This window comes from Sphingomonas sp. PP-CE-3G-477 (genome assembly GCF_003050745.1).
In the GTDB taxonomy this organism is placed as follows: domain Bacteria; phylum Pseudomonadota; class Alphaproteobacteria; order Sphingomonadales; family Sphingomonadaceae; genus Sphingomonas.
Map to the genome: position 1 here is coordinate 91,025 of NZ_QAOF01000007.1, position 14,696 is coordinate 105,720.

Annotated in this window: 12 protein-coding genes; 6 read left to right on the forward strand and 6 right to left on the reverse strand. The window is 68.6% G+C overall.

The genetic code is table 11. From position 1 onward, the window contains the following. Positions 1-9 precede the first annotated feature (9 nt). From C8J45_RS14140 to C8J45_RS14165, 6 genes are all read left to right on the forward strand, one after another. Entirely contained in the window at positions 10-462 is a 453-nt protein-coding gene (locus tag C8J45_RS14140) for a MarR family winged helix-turn-helix transcriptional regulator (RefSeq protein ID WP_107963790.1), read from the forward strand. Continuing rightward, on the forward strand, positions 459-2,513 hold the full coding sequence (locus C8J45_RS14145) for an FUSC family protein (protein ID WP_107963791.1): 2,055 nt from the start codon (positions 459-461) through the stop codon (positions 2,511-2,513). The genes C8J45_RS14140 and C8J45_RS14145 overlap by 4 nt, the downstream gene beginning before the upstream one ends. After that, a complete protein-coding gene (locus tag C8J45_RS14150; protein WP_107963792.1) occupies positions 2,510-2,716 on the forward strand; it encodes a DUF1656 domain-containing protein in 207 nt (68 codons plus the stop codon). Before C8J45_RS14145 ends, C8J45_RS14150 begins: the two co-directional genes overlap by 4 nt. After that, positions 2,713-3,612, forward strand: a complete 900-nt coding sequence (locus C8J45_RS14155) for an efflux RND transporter periplasmic adaptor subunit (protein ID WP_107963793.1) — start codon at positions 2,713-2,715, stop codon at positions 3,610-3,612. The genes C8J45_RS14150 and C8J45_RS14155 overlap by 4 nt, the downstream gene beginning before the upstream one ends. A gap of 245 nt (positions 3,613-3,857) precedes the next feature. After that, on the forward strand, positions 3,858-5,258 hold the full coding sequence (locus C8J45_RS14160) for an efflux transporter outer membrane subunit (RefSeq protein ID WP_107963794.1): 1,401 nt from the start codon (positions 3,858-3,860) through the stop codon (positions 5,256-5,258). Beyond that, positions 5,255-6,754: a DHA2 family efflux MFS transporter permease subunit gene (locus C8J45_RS14165; RefSeq protein WP_107963866.1), complete on the forward strand. Its 1,500-nt coding sequence runs from the start codon at positions 5,255-5,257 to the stop codon at positions 6,752-6,754. The genes C8J45_RS14160 and C8J45_RS14165 overlap by 4 nt, the downstream gene beginning before the upstream one ends. A 49-nt stretch (positions 6,755-6,803) precedes the next feature. On the opposite strand, the gene mdoH is transcribed toward C8J45_RS14165, so the two are convergent. From mdoH to kdpC, 6 genes are all read right to left on the reverse strand, one after another. Continuing rightward, positions 6,804-8,612, reverse strand: coding sequence for a glucans biosynthesis glucosyltransferase MdoH (gene mdoH / locus C8J45_RS14170; protein WP_258191465.1), 1,809 nt, complete (start codon positions 8,610-8,612; stop codon positions 6,804-6,806). Next, positions 8,612-10,105, reverse strand: coding sequence for a glucan biosynthesis protein (locus C8J45_RS14175; RefSeq protein ID WP_107963868.1), 1,494 nt, complete (start codon positions 10,103-10,105; stop codon positions 8,612-8,614). The genes mdoH and C8J45_RS14175 overlap by 1 nt, the downstream gene beginning before the upstream one ends. A gap of 88 nt (positions 10,106-10,193) precedes the next feature. Continuing rightward, entirely contained in the window at positions 10,194-10,439 is a 246-nt protein-coding gene (locus tag C8J45_RS14180) for a hypothetical protein (RefSeq protein WP_107963795.1), read from the reverse strand. 269 nt (positions 10,440-10,708) lie between these two features. Next, positions 10,709-11,398 (reverse strand): response regulator transcription factor, encoded by a 690-nt coding sequence (locus C8J45_RS14185; protein ID WP_107963796.1) that lies wholly within the window; start codon positions 11,396-11,398, stop codon positions 10,709-10,711. Beyond that, positions 11,395-14,055 carry a sensor histidine kinase KdpD gene (locus tag C8J45_RS14190; RefSeq protein ID WP_107963797.1) on the reverse strand — a complete coding sequence of 887 codons (2,661 nt, stop codon included), beginning with the start codon at positions 14,053-14,055 and terminating at the stop codon, positions 11,395-11,397. Before C8J45_RS14190 ends, C8J45_RS14185 begins: the two co-directional genes overlap by 4 nt. Beyond that, positions 14,052-14,627, reverse strand: coding sequence for a potassium-transporting ATPase subunit KdpC (kdpC, locus tag C8J45_RS14195; protein WP_107963798.1), 576 nt, complete (start codon positions 14,625-14,627; stop codon positions 14,052-14,054). The genes C8J45_RS14190 and kdpC overlap by 4 nt, the downstream gene beginning before the upstream one ends. Positions 14,628-14,696 lie beyond the last annotated feature (69 nt).

The window sequence follows — 14,696 nt, forward strand, 5'->3', positions numbered from 1 at the left end:
AGCACGCTAATGACTTCCCCTCGCCGTGCCCTTGAGTCCTCCTACGCCCGCACCCTCCTGCCGCTCGCCAGGATGTGGCGGCGGGCGGCGGATCGCGCGCTCAGCGACATGAACGTGTCCGCGTCGATCGGGTGGGCATTGGTGCAGGTCGGGCGGCTTGGCGACGACGTCCGCCAGACCGATCTCGCCAGCGAGCTCGATGTCACGCAAGCGTCGCTGGTCCGCTCGATCGACCAGATGACCGCCGCCGGGCTCGTCGAGCGCCAGCGCGATCCGCAGGACGCGCGCGTCAGCCGCATCCGCCTGACCGAACACGGTCGCGCGCTCGTCACGACGATCGAGGCGAAGTTCGCGAGCCTGCGCGCGGCGATGCTCGACGACGTGTCCGACGAGGACCTCGCCACCGCGCTGCGCGTCGCCGAACGGCTCGGCGCGCGGTTCGCGGCGGATCACGCACGATGATCCTCGCGAAATTCGGCGCGAAGGAAGCGCTCTTCTCGGTCAAATGCCTGATCGCGGCATTGCTCGCATATTATATCGCGCTGCGGATCGGTCTGACGCGCCCCTATTGGGCGGTGACGACGTCGTACATCGTCGCGCAACCGTTGGCCGGCGCGGTGCTGTCGAAAGCGGTTTTCCGGGTCGCGGGCACGGTGCTGGGCGCGATCGCTGCGGTCGTGCTGGTGCCGAACCTCGTCAACGCGCCCGAACTGCTGTCGCTGGGTCTCGCGCTCTGGCTCGGCGTGTGCCTGTACATCTCGCTGCTGGACAGGACGCCCCGCGCGTACGTGTTCCTGCTGGCCGGCTATACCGCGAGCATCATCGGCTTCCCGTCGGTGGCGGCACCGGGCGCGATCTTCACGACTGCGGCGTTGCGCGTGCAGGAGATCACGATCGGGATCCTCTGCGGCAGCCTGATCCACGGCTTCGTCTTCCCGCAGACGGTGACCGCGGCGTTGCTCGGGCGGATCGACGCCATCCTCGCGGACGCCGAACGCTGGTCGCGCGATTCGCTCGCCGGCGCCTCCGATGCCAAGCTCGATCGTGACCGGCGGCGTCTCGCGCTCGACATCAATGAGCTGCATCAGCTTTCCATCCACCTGCCGTTCGACACCGCGCGGCTTCTCCCCCGCGTACGGACGCTGCGCGCGCTCCAGGCGGAACTGTCGATGCTGTTGCCGCTGGCGAGCGCGGTCGACGACCGGATCGTCGAGCTGACCCGCGGCGCCGATGCCCCCCGCCCCGAGGCGCTCGCGCTGATCGAGGACGTGCGCGAATGGCTCCGCGATCCGCCCGCAGTCGAGCGACGGGGCGCGACCGCCGATGCGCTGATCGCCCGCGCAAAGGCACTCGAGCCGCCGGTCGGCACCACGCTCATCTGGCGCGACGCGCTGCGCCTGAGCCTGCTCGCACGCCTCGGCGAACTGGTCGACGCCCACCGCAACACGCGCGACCTGCGCGATCAGATGCGCTCGCCGTCGCGAACCGCGATCACCCCGGCGGTCGCCCGGCTGCTGGCCCGGACGGCACGCCGACCGCTCCACCGCGATCGCGGCATCGCGCTGCGGGCGGCGGCGGGTACCGTCACGACGATCCTGCTCGGGTGCGCATTCTGGATCGGCACCGGCTGGAGCGACGGCGCGGGCGCGGTGCTGATCGCGGGCGTGTGCTGCGCGCTGTTCGGCAACAGCGACGATCCCGCGCCGGCGATCATGGCGTTCTTCTATGGCACGATCATCGGCCTCGTCATCTCCGCCGTGTACGCCTTCACGATCCTGCCGCGCGTGACCGATTTCGTGACGTTGGCCGCGGTACTCGCGCCGCCGATGCTGATCGGAGGCGTGTTCCTCGCGCGCCCATCGACCTTGCTGGTGACGCTCGGCGCACTGCTCGGCGGGCTCAACACGGTCGGGCTCAACGACCGCTATGGCGGCGGGTTCGACACGTTCCTCAACGGCGGCATCTCGCAGCTGGTCGGCACGTTGTTCGCGGTCGTCACCGTCGGCCTGTTCCAGACGATCGGCGCGGACACCAGCGCGCGGCGGCTGATCCGCGCGGGCTGGCGCGAGCTGGCAAACCGCAGCGATTCGCCCGGTCGACCCGACGCGGCGGGCTGGATCGCGCGGATGCTCGACCGGATCGGCCTGCTCGCCCCCAGACTCGCAGCGCAAGGCGAAGATCCGGGCAAGCCGCTGCTCGACGCGTTGACCGATCTGCGCGTCGGCGTCTCGGTCGGCGAACTGCGACAGATGCGACTGGACGGCACGGCCGACGAGGCGATGATGATCACGCCCGTGCTGCGCGGCATCGGCGCGCATTACCGCGCGCTGCGTCCCAATCAGCCTGCACCGCCCGAACCCGACCTGCTTGCCGGTATCGATGCGGCGATGACCGGGTTCGCCACGAGCACGCCCGATAGGCACCGCACCGGCGTGCTCGCGCTGACCTCGCTGCGCCGCAACCTGTTCCCGCAAGCGCCAGCCTATGGGTACGTGTCCGGAGTGGCGGCATGACCGGCGAAATCTCGATCGGCGGCGTATACCTGCCGAGCATCCTGCTGCTCGCGGTCGCCGCCGTGCTCCTCACCGGCATCGCCACGCGGCTGCTCGCGTTCGCCGGTGCCTACCGCCTGGTGACGTATCGGCCGCTCGTCGACCTCGCACTGTTCTTCCTCATCCTCGGGCTGCTCGCCCTGCTCACCGGACCTTCCGCATGAACCCCCGCCTCAAGTCGCTGCTCGCCCCGCTTGGCCGCTCCGCCGTCACGATCGTCATCGTCGCGCTCGCGGTGCTGGTCGCGCTGTGGTTGTGGAAACGGTACGAGACCGATCCGTGGACGCGTGACGGGCATATCCGCGCCGACATCGTCCGCGTGACACCCGACGTCGCCGGCCTCGTCACGCAGGTCGCGGTGCACGACAACCAGGCGGTAAAGCCCGGCGACGTGCTCTTCGTGGTCGATCGCCCGCGCTTCCAGCTGACGCTCGCGCAGTCCGATGCATCGATCGCGAGCGCCCGTGCGACGCTGCTCCAGGCACGGCGCGAAGCGCAGCGCGATCTGGCGCTAGGCGATCTGGTCGCGAAGGAAACGCACGAGCAGAACGTCGCGCGCGTCGCCACCGCCTCGGCCGCACTCGCGCAAGCGCAGAGCGCACGCTCCACCGCGGCACTCAACCTCGCGCGGACGACGGTGCGCGCGACGGTGCACGGGATCGTCACCAACCTCGATCTCCACCCCGGCGACTATATCGCGACCGGAACGCAGGCGATGGCGCTGGTCGACACCGATTCGCTGCGCGTCGAGGGCTATTTCGAGGAAACCAAGCTCGGCAGCATTCATCTCGGCGACCCGGTGATCGTCCACCTGATGGGCGAGCCACAAGCGCTGCACGGCCGCGTCGACAGCATCGCGGCGGGGATCAACGACAGCGAGCGGACCAACACGACGAACCTGCTGCCGAACGTGAATCCGACCTTCAACTGGGTGCGGCTGGCGCAGCGTATCCCGGTGCGGGTGAAGCTGACCAGCGTGCCGAAGGGAACGCAGTTGATCGTGGGCCGCACGGCGACCGTGACGGTCCAGCCCCGCGTTGCACCGGGGACGACGTCGTGATGCGCGAACCTGGCATGCGCGATTGCGCCCTGACCCCCAACAGGTTTGTCACGCGCCTCCCCCAGACCAATGCACCACCCCGGCGGAGGCCGGGGCCCAGGTGGCAAGGCCGTCGTGACGAAGCGCAGCTGTTTGTTGGCAACGATGCCCAACTGGACCCCGGCCTTCGCCGGGGAGGAGGACGTGGGGATGTAGTCGACAGCGCCTGCAGATATGCCGGGATTGCGTGCGGCACATCATCAAAGATGCCCGGGATACTGACGGCCGTACTCGCCCTCGCCCTCGCCGCCTGCACCACCGCCGGCCCGAACTACGCGCTCCCCGAGTCCGCCGTCGTCAACCGCCCCTCCGCCCAGGGCGCATTCGACAGCGGCCACGAGAAGGCGTTCGCCGACACCCCCCTCCCCGACCATTGGTGGCGACTCTACGGTGATCCCCGCCTCGACGCGTTCGTCACCGAAGCGCTCGCCGCCAACACCGATCTTCGCGCCGCCGATGCGAACCTGCGCCGGGCCGACGCGGTCGTTGCCGAAGTCGCCGCGGGCCGAACGCTGTCGACTGTGGTCGGCGGCGGCACCTCGCTCGACCGCCCCTACACGACCGGCGGCAACCTACCCGGCACGCTCGACTACAACCTCGGCATCACGCTAGCCTATCCGCTCGACCTGTCGGGCCGCATCCGCCGCGCGATCGAGGCTGCCCAAGGCGATGCCAAGGCCATCGCCGCCGCGCGCGACAACGTCCGCGTGACCGTCGCCGCGGAGACCGCGCGCAGCTACGCCACCGCCTGCACCGCGAACTCGGTGCTCGCCGCGAACAACCGCATCCTCGCACTGCAACGCCAGACGCTGAACGTCACGCAGCGCCTGCAACGCGGCGGCCGCGGCACTGCGTTCGACGTGACGCGCGCGAGGACCGCGGTCGACCAGAGCGAAGCGCTGATCCCGTCGCAGGTCGCGACGCGCACCGCCGCCTTGTACCGTCTCGCCACACTGATGGGCCGCACACCCGCCGACTATCCCAAGGACGTCGCGACCTGTGCGAAGCCACCCGCGCTCGCCCGCCCGCTGCCGATCGGCGACGGAACCGCGTTGATCCTGCGTCGCCCCGATATCCGCCAGGCCGAACGCACGCTTGCCGCCGCGACCGCGCGGATCGGCGTCGCCACCGCCAACCTCTATCCGCAGGTCAGCCTCGGCGGCTCGGCCGGCTTTACCGGTCCGGTGTCGTCGCTCGGCTCGACCAACGCTTTCCATCTCGGGCTCGGGCCGCTGATCAGCTGGAGCTTCCCCAACCGCCCGGTCATCCGCGCGCAGATCGCCCAGGCCGGCGCCACCGCGGACCAGGCGCTCGCGCAGTTCGATTCGACCACGCTCGAAGCGCTCCGCCAGACCGAGACCGCACTCTCCGCCTATGCGCGCGAAGGCGAACGCAACGCAGCCCTCCGCCGCGCGCAGTCCAGCGCCGCACGCGCCGCGGACCAAGCCGGCACGCTCTACCGCTTCGGCCGCACCGACTTCCTCTCGCTGCTGACCGCGCAGGCCGCGCTGACCACCGCGCAGGCCAACCTCGCCACGTCCGACGCGCTGTTGGTCGATCGCCAGGTCGACGTCTTCAAGGCGCTCGGCGGGGGGTGGCAGGCATGAGGCTCCGACGGCGCGGGCTCGCCTCGATCAACAGCGAGATCCGCGACGGCATCATGCCCGCCGCCGACACCATCGCGCGCGTCGCCAAGGACCCCGACGCGTTGCCGCACACGCCGAGCAACTACCGCGTCACCGCGCTGATCATCGCCTGCGCGCTGTTCATGGAGCAGATGGACTCGACCGTGCTCGCGACCGCGCTGCCGACGATGGCGCGCGATTTCGGCGTGCCCGCGACCAGCATGAGTTCGGCGCTGACGTCGTATCTGCTGGCACTCGCGATCTTCATTCCCGCGAGCGGGCGCCTCGCGGACCGGTTCGGCTCGCGGACGATCTTCCGCGCGGCGATCCTCATCTTCGTCGGCGGATCGATGCTGTGCGGCCAGGCGACCAGCCTGCCGTTCATGATGTTCGCGCGCTTCCTGCAAGGGCTCGGCGGCGCGATGATGATCCCGATCGGCCGCCTCGTCCTGCTCCGCAGCGTCGCCAAGGAGCATATGGTCCAGGCGATGTCGTGGCTGATCATGCCCGCGCTGATCGGTCCGATCCTGGGTCCCCCGGTCGGCGGCGCGATCGTGACGTATCTCGACTGGCGCTGGATCTTCTACCTCAACGTGCCGATCGGCCTGCTCGGCGTGGTGCTGGTCACGCGCTTCATCGGCGAGGTGCGCGAGGACAAACCCGCGCGCTTCGACGTGCCCGGCTTCATCCTGTCGGGCGTGTCGCTCGGCTGTCTGTTGTTCGGGTTCGAGATGACCAGCCGCACCGGCGAACTCTCGCGCGCCGTCGTGCTGATCGCGGTCGGGCTGGTCGCGGGCGTGGCGTATATCCGCCACGCGAAACACCGCAGCGACCCGATCCTCGATCTGTCGCTGATGCGGATCCCCACCTTCCGCCTGTCGGTGATCGGCGGATCGCTAACGCGCATCACGCAGGGCGCGCAGCCGTTCCTGCTGCCGATGATGCTCCAGCTTGGGTTCGGGATGACCGCGGCGGCGAGCGGCGCGATCACGATTGCCGGCGCGATCGGCTCGCTGGGCATGAAGGGGCTCGCCCCGCGCATCCTGCGCCGTTTCGGATTCCGCAACAGCCTGGTCGTCGGCGGGCTCTGCGCGAGCGCGGGCTATGCGGTCGCCGGCCTCTTCCGCCCCGACTGGCCGATCCCCGCGATCTTTGCGGTATTGTTGGTGTCAGGCTTCATCATGTCCTTCCAATTCTCGGCGTACAACACGATCGCGTATGACGAGATTCCATCGTCGCGGATGAGCAGCGCAACCAGCTTCTACGCCACGTTCCAGCAACTGATGCTGTCGCTCGGCATCTGCGTCGGTGCGGCCTCGCTGCACGTCGGGATGCTCGGAACGGGCGCGACGCGGCCGGCGCTGGCGGACTTCACGCTGGCGTTCCTCGTGGTAACTGCGGTATCCGCCTCGGCGACGATCTGGAACCGCCGGTTCGCGGTGGATGCGGGGGCGGAGTTGAGCGGACATCGCGCGTAGCCGGACGCAACATTCCCCCTCCCTGGAAGGGAGGGGGGAGCAGCCGGCGTCAGACTTGAGTTGCCGGCAGCGAGGGCCGCGAGAGCACCGACACATGCTCGCCGGGCTCGACGAACATCCCGTGCGACAGCGCCCACCGCCCCGCCTTCTCGCTCGCCGTCAGCATCGTCAGGAACGGACTGAGCAGCAGCCCCAGCGTCACCGGCGCGAGCCAAGCCGCGGTAATCGGCGCGAACGGCGTGACCAGTAGCAACGCCACCCCCACCCCGACATGCCAACGATAGCGCGGCATCACGTCCGCCAGCGAGAGTTCGTGCGCGTCACGGTTCTGCGGCGCCCAACCCGACTTCCGCCCCATCAGGATTCCCGCAAGGTCCATCGTCTGGGTCAGCGCGATCACCGGCGCGGACAGCATCGAGAACGGCACGTCGATCAACACCGACCGCACGATCCCCCGCCGCCCGCCGAACCCCTCGCGACGCTCCGCATTCGAGAACGCCCAGATCACGCTCAACAGCTTGGGCCCGAACAGCAACAGCAGCGTGACGAACAGCACCTGCAACGAGGTCTGTGCCTCGACGATATTGCGCTCGCCGAGCAGCGCCTGCACCACGCTCGTCGCGATCATCAGCAACCACACCGGCGAGGTGATGAACGCCGATGCGCCCATCAGCAATTGCAGCCGGCTGACCCAGTGGAACCCCGACGAGGTCAGCAGGCTCAGATGCTGGATATTGCCCTGCGCCCAGCGCCGATCGCGCACCGCCGCATCGATCAGCGTCGGCGGATATTCCTCGAACGTCTCCTCGGTCATCAGCATGTGCACGCGCCAGCCGCGCCGCCGCAACAGCGCCGCCTCGACCATGTCATGGCTCATGATGACGCCGCCGAACGGCGCGCGGCCGGGCAGGTCGGGCAAGCCGCAACTGCTCGCGAACGCCTCGATCCGGATCAACGCGTTGTGACCCCAGAAGGTCGCTTCCGAACCCGACCACCAGACGAGGCCAGCGGTGGCGATCGGCCCGTACAACCGGCTCGCGAACTGCATCCAGCGCTGGAAGAACGTCACGCCGTTGATCACCGCAGGCACGGTCTGGAGCAGCGCCACCGCAGGCCGGCGTTCAAGCACCTGCGCCATGCCGATGATCGTGTTGCCGCCCATCAAACTGTCCGCGTCGAGCATCAGCATGTAGCGATAGCCGCCGCCGAACCGCCGGATCCACTCCGCGACGTTGCCGGGTTTTCGCCCCACGTTCACGGTCCGGCGACGGTAATAAAGCGCGCAGTCGAGCGTCGGCGCGAGGCGCTGCCACGCCGCGACCTCGCCCACTTCCGCCGCTTCGCCGGAATCGCTCAGGATGAAGATGTCGAACCGGTCGGCGACACCGCCCGCGGCGATCGCGCGCGCCATCCACGCGATTCGCTCGAACACCGCATCGATGTCCTCGTTGTGGACCGGCATCAGGATCGCCGTGCGGCCCTCGAGCGGCTCGGACTGGCGCGGCGTCGGGACGAACCCTGGATGCCCGCCGGTCATCAACAGCACGAAGCCGATCGCGGCGTTCATGAAGCCGAACGCGATCCACGCGAACAGCGGGAAGAACAACGCGAGCAGCGCCGCGTCCCAGAAACTCAGTCCGTCGGCGAGCAGTGATTCCTGCACGGCCGACGACGCCGCGGTGGCCAGCAACCCGGTCATCAGCACGAGGAGGATGCGACGCGCGAGCATGTCGTCGGAGGACACGACCATGCCCGGACCGGGCTCGGGTGCGGACCAGGGCGGGGGCGGGCCGTCGAAACGCTGCGGGGGCATCGCGATCGGCGTTTCGCCCGGCATCATTGCGGGAAGCGCGGGCATCAGAATATCGGGGTCAGGACGGTTTCGCTAAGCGCGCGACCGCCGCGCGTGAGGAACAGCCTGACGTCGGCGGGGCCCTGCGCATCGGGGGCCACATCCACGGTGACGCGCCAGCGGTTCTTCTGACCGACTACCGGATAGGCCGCGTTGGCGAGGACCTTACCACGGACGACGTCGATCTTGGCAGTCACGCCGCTTTGCCGGTCGAGCCCGGCAAGGCCCTCACCGATGAAATCGACCACGAGCTTCCGCGCGCCCTTCACCGGCTCGGCGCCCGGCCGACCGGCGACACCCTGCCAGCAATCGACGACATGCGCTGTCGCGGCGACGGCGGTCGGATCGGTCGATTTCCACGACAGGTTATAGTCAAACTGCAACCGCTGCCCCGCCTTCGCTGGCGTTGCCGGAGTCCAGAACGAGACGACATTGTCGACCGTCTCGCTGTTGGTCGGGAAGGCATAGAGCATCACTGCGCCCTTGCCCCAGTCACCCTGCGGCTGAATCCACAGGTTCGGGCGACGATCGTAGAACGCGCCGTCGTCCTGGTAGTGATCGAAATTACGGTCGCGTTGGATCAGACCGAAACCCTTCGGCGCCTGGTCCGCGAAACTGTCGAGCGTATCGTGCGGCGGGTTGTTGAGCGGGCGCCAGATGCGTTCGCCGGCACCGGTGAGCAGCGCAAGACCGTCCGAATCGTGGATTTCGGGACGCCAGTCGACCGCGGCGGCGCGGTTGCCTTCGCCGTACCAGAACATGCTGGTCGCCGGCGCGATGCCGAGCCGTTCGATGTCGCGGCGGACGTTGAGCACGAACGAGACCTGCTGCTCGACGCCTGCGCCGGCGACGTGGCGCGACTGGATACGGTACGCGCCGGTCACGCTGGCGCCGTCCATCAGCGCGTAGATCGTGTACGCGTCCGCGCCGGTCCGCTCGATCCAGAATTCGGTGAAGTCGGGAAATTCCTCGCGGCCCGGCAGCCCGGTGTTGATCGCGAGCCCGCGCGCGGACAAGCCGTACTGGTCCTGCGCGCCGGCGGTCCGGAAATAGGAGGCGCCCTGGAACGCCATCCAGTCGCTGGTCCCGCCCGGCGCCATCGCGCGGAACCCGGCGATACCGAGCGCGGCGGCGTGACCCTCTTCGGCCTCGAACAGATCGCGCGAGAACTCGATGCGGCGCGCCTGCCCGTTGTCGACGACGTTGATCGCGACCGGCATCGGCGCATAGCGACCGAGCGGGAACAGGCGGATACCGCCCGCCAGCGTCTTGTCCGCGCGGAAGCGGATGCTGCCGACCTTGTCGTAATCGATCGCGGCGGCGGCGGCGGCCTTGGCCGGGGCGGCATATGGCTTGGTGGCGAGCATCGCGGCGCGCTGCTGAAGCACGTCCCAAGAGAACGGCTCGGCCTTGCCGGGCGCTGCACGCATCGCGGCGGCGGCCTGTGGGAGGACACCCAACAGACCCAGCGCGGTCACTACTTCACGTCGACCGATCATGCAGAGCGCTTCCCTCGTCATCATGCTGCAGTGCGGTAGCATAGTAACGTCGCGCGCGCGCGTCGACAGGTCCCGCGGCGGGCGCGGCCTATCGCGCGGCGCGTTGCCAGCGGGCGCTGATGCTGACCGGGTCGTGAATATGGCCGCCGACGACCACCAGCATCGTTCCGGCGCTGGCGCATAGGAAGTCGATCGCGGCGAGCAGGAACGCAAGCGGGCCGGTTTGCGGGTGGAGACGGGCGAGCGTGTGAATCGCGATGACGGCGGTGGTGAGTGACAGGACACCGCTCGCGCGAAGGCTGAGATCGGTGCGGAGGCGGTGGGCGTCGGTCATGCGACACTTCAGCTATCGCCGACCACATAAGCGTTCGAGATTGGTTTTGAGGGGGAGCCATAGTGTTCGCGTAGTGCGCGACCCCGTCATCCCGGCGAAAGCCGGGAACTCGCGCGGCAGGGGCGACGCGTGGCTGGGAACTTTAGCTTTCGCTAGGGTGAGGGTTTGCTGCGCGCATTTACCAGCGAACCGCCCGGGTCCTTGTTCTCCCGCGAAGGCGGGAGCCCAGTCTGGGTCCCCGCCTTCGCGGGGAAACAAGCTCTTCCAGCTCAGGCGTCGACCAACAGCCGGTACCCGATCCCGAGTTCGTTCGCGATGACCGTGCCGACGCCCCCCGTCCCCTCCAGCTTCTGCCGCAAGTTACGCACGACGATGCGGAGATATTCGATCCGGCGGTCATGATCGGTCGGCCACGCTGCCTCCAATATCCGCTGATGCGTTACCACCCGCCCCGGATGCGCCGCCAACGCCGAGAGCACGTCGAACTCCTTCCGCGTCAGATGCGCTTCCTCGTTCCCGCGGCGGACGAGCCGGTGCTCGAAATCGATCTCCACCCCATGCGCGTGCAAGACCGTCGGCCGCGATGTCGCCTCGCCGCGCCCCCGCAACGCCACCCGCAACCGTGCGAGCAGTTCCTCGGTATCGAACGGCTTCGTCACATAGTCCTCCGCCCCGAGATCCAGCGCAGCGACCTTCTGGTCGGTCGCCTCGCGCGCGGAGACGACGAGGATGATCGGATCGCCAAGCTTCTTCAGCAGCGGCACCAGTTCAAGCCCATCCCGATCGGGCAACCCCAGGTCCAGCAGCACCGCAGTCAACGGCCGGCTTCCCGCAATCCGCAGCGCCTCACGCGCATCGACCGCTTCCTTCACGCCGTATCCCGCGCGTTCCAGCGTATTCTTCAACAACCGCCGGATGTGCAGTTCGTCGTCGACGATCAGGACCGTCTGCGCGCTCATAGATTCGCTCCATCGGTGTCGCGGACGAGCAGGGCCACGGGAAAGCACAGGCTGAACCGTGCGCCCGTCAGGTCTTCGCGGTTGCTGGCTTCGACGGTCATGCCCATCGCTTCGGCGAACGCCTTGACGATCGCAAGCCCGAGCCCAGTCCCGCCGATCGCGCGGTCGGAGCCCTCGAGGCGACGGAACGTCTCGAATACCTCCTTCTCGCGGCCGGGTGGCAAACCGGGTCCCTGATCGATTACCGACAGGCGGAGCATCCCGAAGCGGTGCTCCGCACGGACGACGATCGGCGTGCCGGGGTCTGCATAGCGCCCGGCGTTGTCGAGCAGGTTGAGCAGGCAATGGTGGAGCAATTGCGGATCGACGCGGACCAGAGGCAGGTTCGGCGCGACGTCGAGTTCGATTGCATGGCCCTCGAGCACGCGCTTGGTGTCGTGCACCGCGCCCGCCACCGCGTCGGTAAGGTCGGTCGGCTCCAGCCGCAACCGGAGCGCCCCCGCCTCGACGCGCGCCATATCGAGCAGATTGCCGACGAACCGGTTGAGCCGCGCCGCCTCACTCTCGATCGTGGCGATCAGCTCCGGCGTGACGCCGCGGTGCAATTCCGCTGCCGCTGCCATCACCGAGGTGAGTGGCGTGCGCAGGTCATGGCTTACCGACGACAGCAACGCCTGCCTCAACCGATCACGCTCGCGCACCGCATCGACATCGCGCATATCGACCTCGAGCCGCGCGCGTTCGAGCACCAGCGATGCCTGATCGACCAGGCTCATCAGCAATGGCAGTTGGTCCGATCGCACCGGATCGCCACCCGCCTCACGCGCGAGGCCGAGCACCGCCAGCGTCCGCTCGCCCGAGCGCAACGGCTGGAAGAACCACTCCGACGCTGCCAGCGTGCTCGACCCACGCCCCGCCGGCGCGCCCGTATCATACGCCCATTGCGCGGCTGCCATCTCCATAGTTTCCAGCCGATAATCCGCGCCGTTCGCCGCCTGAACCGCAAGGCCAGGGTCCTCCGCGACAAGGATGACCGCGCGCACGCCGAACAGCCGTCCGATTTCCTCGCAGATCGCGCGTGCGAGCGCGACCGGCTCGTTGAGCGAGGTCAGTTGGCGCAGGAACCCGGCAAGCGCGGCGTTGGTGCGCGCGCTGGCGGCAGCGATATCGGCCTGCGCGCGGACCCGCGAGGTGAGCTGGCTCGTCACGAACGCGATGCCGAGCAGGACGAGGATCGAGATCACGTTTTCGGGATTGTTGATCGTCAGCGTGCCGGTCGGCGGCAGGAAGAAGAAGTTGTACGCGATGGACGAGGCGATCCCGGCGAACAGGCCGGTGCGCAGGCCGAACAGGCTCGCCGCGGCCATCACCGGCAGCAGGTACAGCAGCGCGACGTTGCCGAGGTTGAGGATGTGGAACAGCGCGCTCGCCACGCCAGTAACGGCTGCGACCATCGCCGTCGTCCAGGCGTACCCCGCCTTGCTGCCCCATCCGCCGGTCCGCGCGCGCGTGCCGTGGGGCGCGGTGGCTGGGTCCATCGGCAGGACGTGGACGGCGATCCCCGGTGACTCGCGGACCATCTGGTCGACGACCGAGCCGTGACGGAGTTCGAACCAGCGCGAGCGGGTCGACTTGCCGACCACCAGCTGCGTCGCACGCGCCTCGGTGGTGAAGGTCTTGAGGCCGTCGACCACCGATGTCGCGGGGACGGTCGCGACGTCGCCGCCAAGCTGGGTCGCGAGGTTGAAGACCGCGGCGAGCTGACGGTGCTCGGCCTCGCCGAAGGTCTGCGCGCGGGGCGTCTCGATATACACCGCGGTCCAGGGCGCGTGCATCGCGTCGGCGATCCGCTTGGTGGCGCGGACGAGGCCCATTGCGCCGGGCAGTTCGCTGATCGCGACGACGATCCGTTCGCCGCCTGCCCAGGTGCCGCCGACGCCCAATGCGCGGACGTGTTCGAGCATCTGCGCATCGACGGCCTGCGCGGCGCGGCGGAGCGCGAGCTCGCGTAAGGCCGACAGGTTCGACTTGGAGAAGAAGTGCGCGAGCGCGCGCGTAGCTTCGTGGGGGAGATAGACCTTGCCCGCCTTCAGCCGCTCGATCAGTTCGTCGGGCGGGATGTCGACGACTTCGATCTCGGCCGCCTCGACGATGCTGTCGGGGACGGTCTCGCGGACCCGGACGCGCGTGAACGAGGCGACGACGTCGTTGAGGCTCTCGATGTGCTGGATGTTGATCGTCGAATAGACGTCGATGCCCGCGGCGAGCAGTTCCTCGACATCCTGATAGCGTTTGGGGTGGCGGCTGCCGGGGGCGTTGGTGTGGGCGAGTTCGTCGACGAGGACGAGCGTGGGCGCGCGTTCGAGGATGGCGTCGAGATCCATCTCGTCGAGCGTGCGGCCTTCATAGGGGATCGCCTTGCGCGCGACGATCTCGTGGCCCCTGGTGAGCGCTTCGGTTTCGACGCGGCCGTGCGTCTCGACCACGCCGATGACGACGTCGACGCCCGCGCGGCGACGTTCCGCGCCTTCGGAGAGCATCTCGTACGTCTTGCCGACGCCGGGGGCGGCGCCGAGGAAGATCTTCAGACGGCCGCGACCCTCCTGCGACGCCTGTCGCAGAAGGGCCTCGGGTGATGGTCGTCCGTCGTCGTTCAACGCGTTGCGTCGAGGGCGCGGTTGAGGGCGAAGACGTTGATGCGTGGCTCGCCGAGGATGCCGAGCAGTGGACCGTCGACGTTGGCGGTTACCAGCGCGCGGACCTTGTCGGCAGGAAGGCCGCGGGTACGGGCGACGCGGGCGACCTGGGCATAGGCCGAGGCTGGCGACAGATCGGGGTCGAGACCCGAACCCGAGGCGGTGGCAAGATCGGCGGGGAGTGGCCCGGTCACGCCTTCTGCGCGGCGCTTGGCGACGTCCGCCTTGGTGCGATCGACGAGTGCTTGGCTGGTCGGGCCGTAGTTCGAGCCGGACGAGACCTGGCCATCATAGCCTTTGCCGGCGGCCGAGGGGCGCGTCTGGAAATAGCGATCGGTGGTGAAGGCCTGGCCGACTACGGTCGAGCCGATCGTTTTGCCGTTGGCCATGACGAGGCTGCCGTTTGCTTGGGCGGGGAAGATGGCTTGTCCGATCCCGGTCATCGCGAGGGGATAGACGATCCCGAGCAGCAGCGCGAACAGGATCGTCATGACAAACGCGGGGCGGAGGGCGGAGGTGAAATCGGAGGTCATTCTGTCGTCTCCATGTGTCCCCGCGAAGGCGGGAACCCAGTCTGGGCACCCGCCTTCGCGGGTGAACAA

Coding starts and splice junctions, on each gene's coding strand:
- C8J45_RS14140 (WP_107963790.1), top strand. CDS start 10: ATGACTTCCCCTCGCCGTGCCCTTGAGTCCTCCTACGCCCGCACCCTC.
- C8J45_RS14145 (WP_107963791.1), top strand. CDS start 459: ATGATCCTCGCGAAATTCGGCGCGAAGGAAGCGCTCTTCTCGGTCAAA.
- C8J45_RS14150 (WP_107963792.1), top strand. CDS start 2,510: ATGACCGGCGAAATCTCGATCGGCGGCGTATACCTGCCGAGCATCCTG.
- C8J45_RS14155 (WP_107963793.1), top strand. CDS start 2,713: ATGAACCCCCGCCTCAAGTCGCTGCTCGCCCCGCTTGGCCGCTCCGCC.
- C8J45_RS14160 (WP_107963794.1), top strand. CDS start 3,858: ATGCCCGGGATACTGACGGCCGTACTCGCCCTCGCCCTCGCCGCCTGC.
- C8J45_RS14165 (WP_107963866.1), top strand. CDS start 5,255: ATGAGGCTCCGACGGCGCGGGCTCGCCTCGATCAACAGCGAGATCCGC.
- mdoH (WP_258191465.1), bottom strand. CDS start 8,612: ATGCCCGCGCTTCCCGCAATGATGCCGGGCGAAACGCCGATCGCGATG.
- C8J45_RS14175 (WP_107963868.1), bottom strand. CDS start 10,105: ATGATCGGTCGACGTGAAGTAGTGACCGCGCTGGGTCTGTTGGGTGTC.
- C8J45_RS14180 (WP_107963795.1), bottom strand. CDS start 10,439: ATGACCGACGCCCACCGCCTCCGCACCGATCTCAGCCTTCGCGCGAGC.
- C8J45_RS14185 (WP_107963796.1), bottom strand. CDS start 11,398: ATGAGCGCGCAGACGGTCCTGATCGTCGACGACGAACTGCACATCCGG.
- kdpC (WP_107963798.1), bottom strand. CDS start 14,627: ATGACCTCCGATTTCACCTCCGCCCTCCGCCCCGCGTTTGTCATGACG.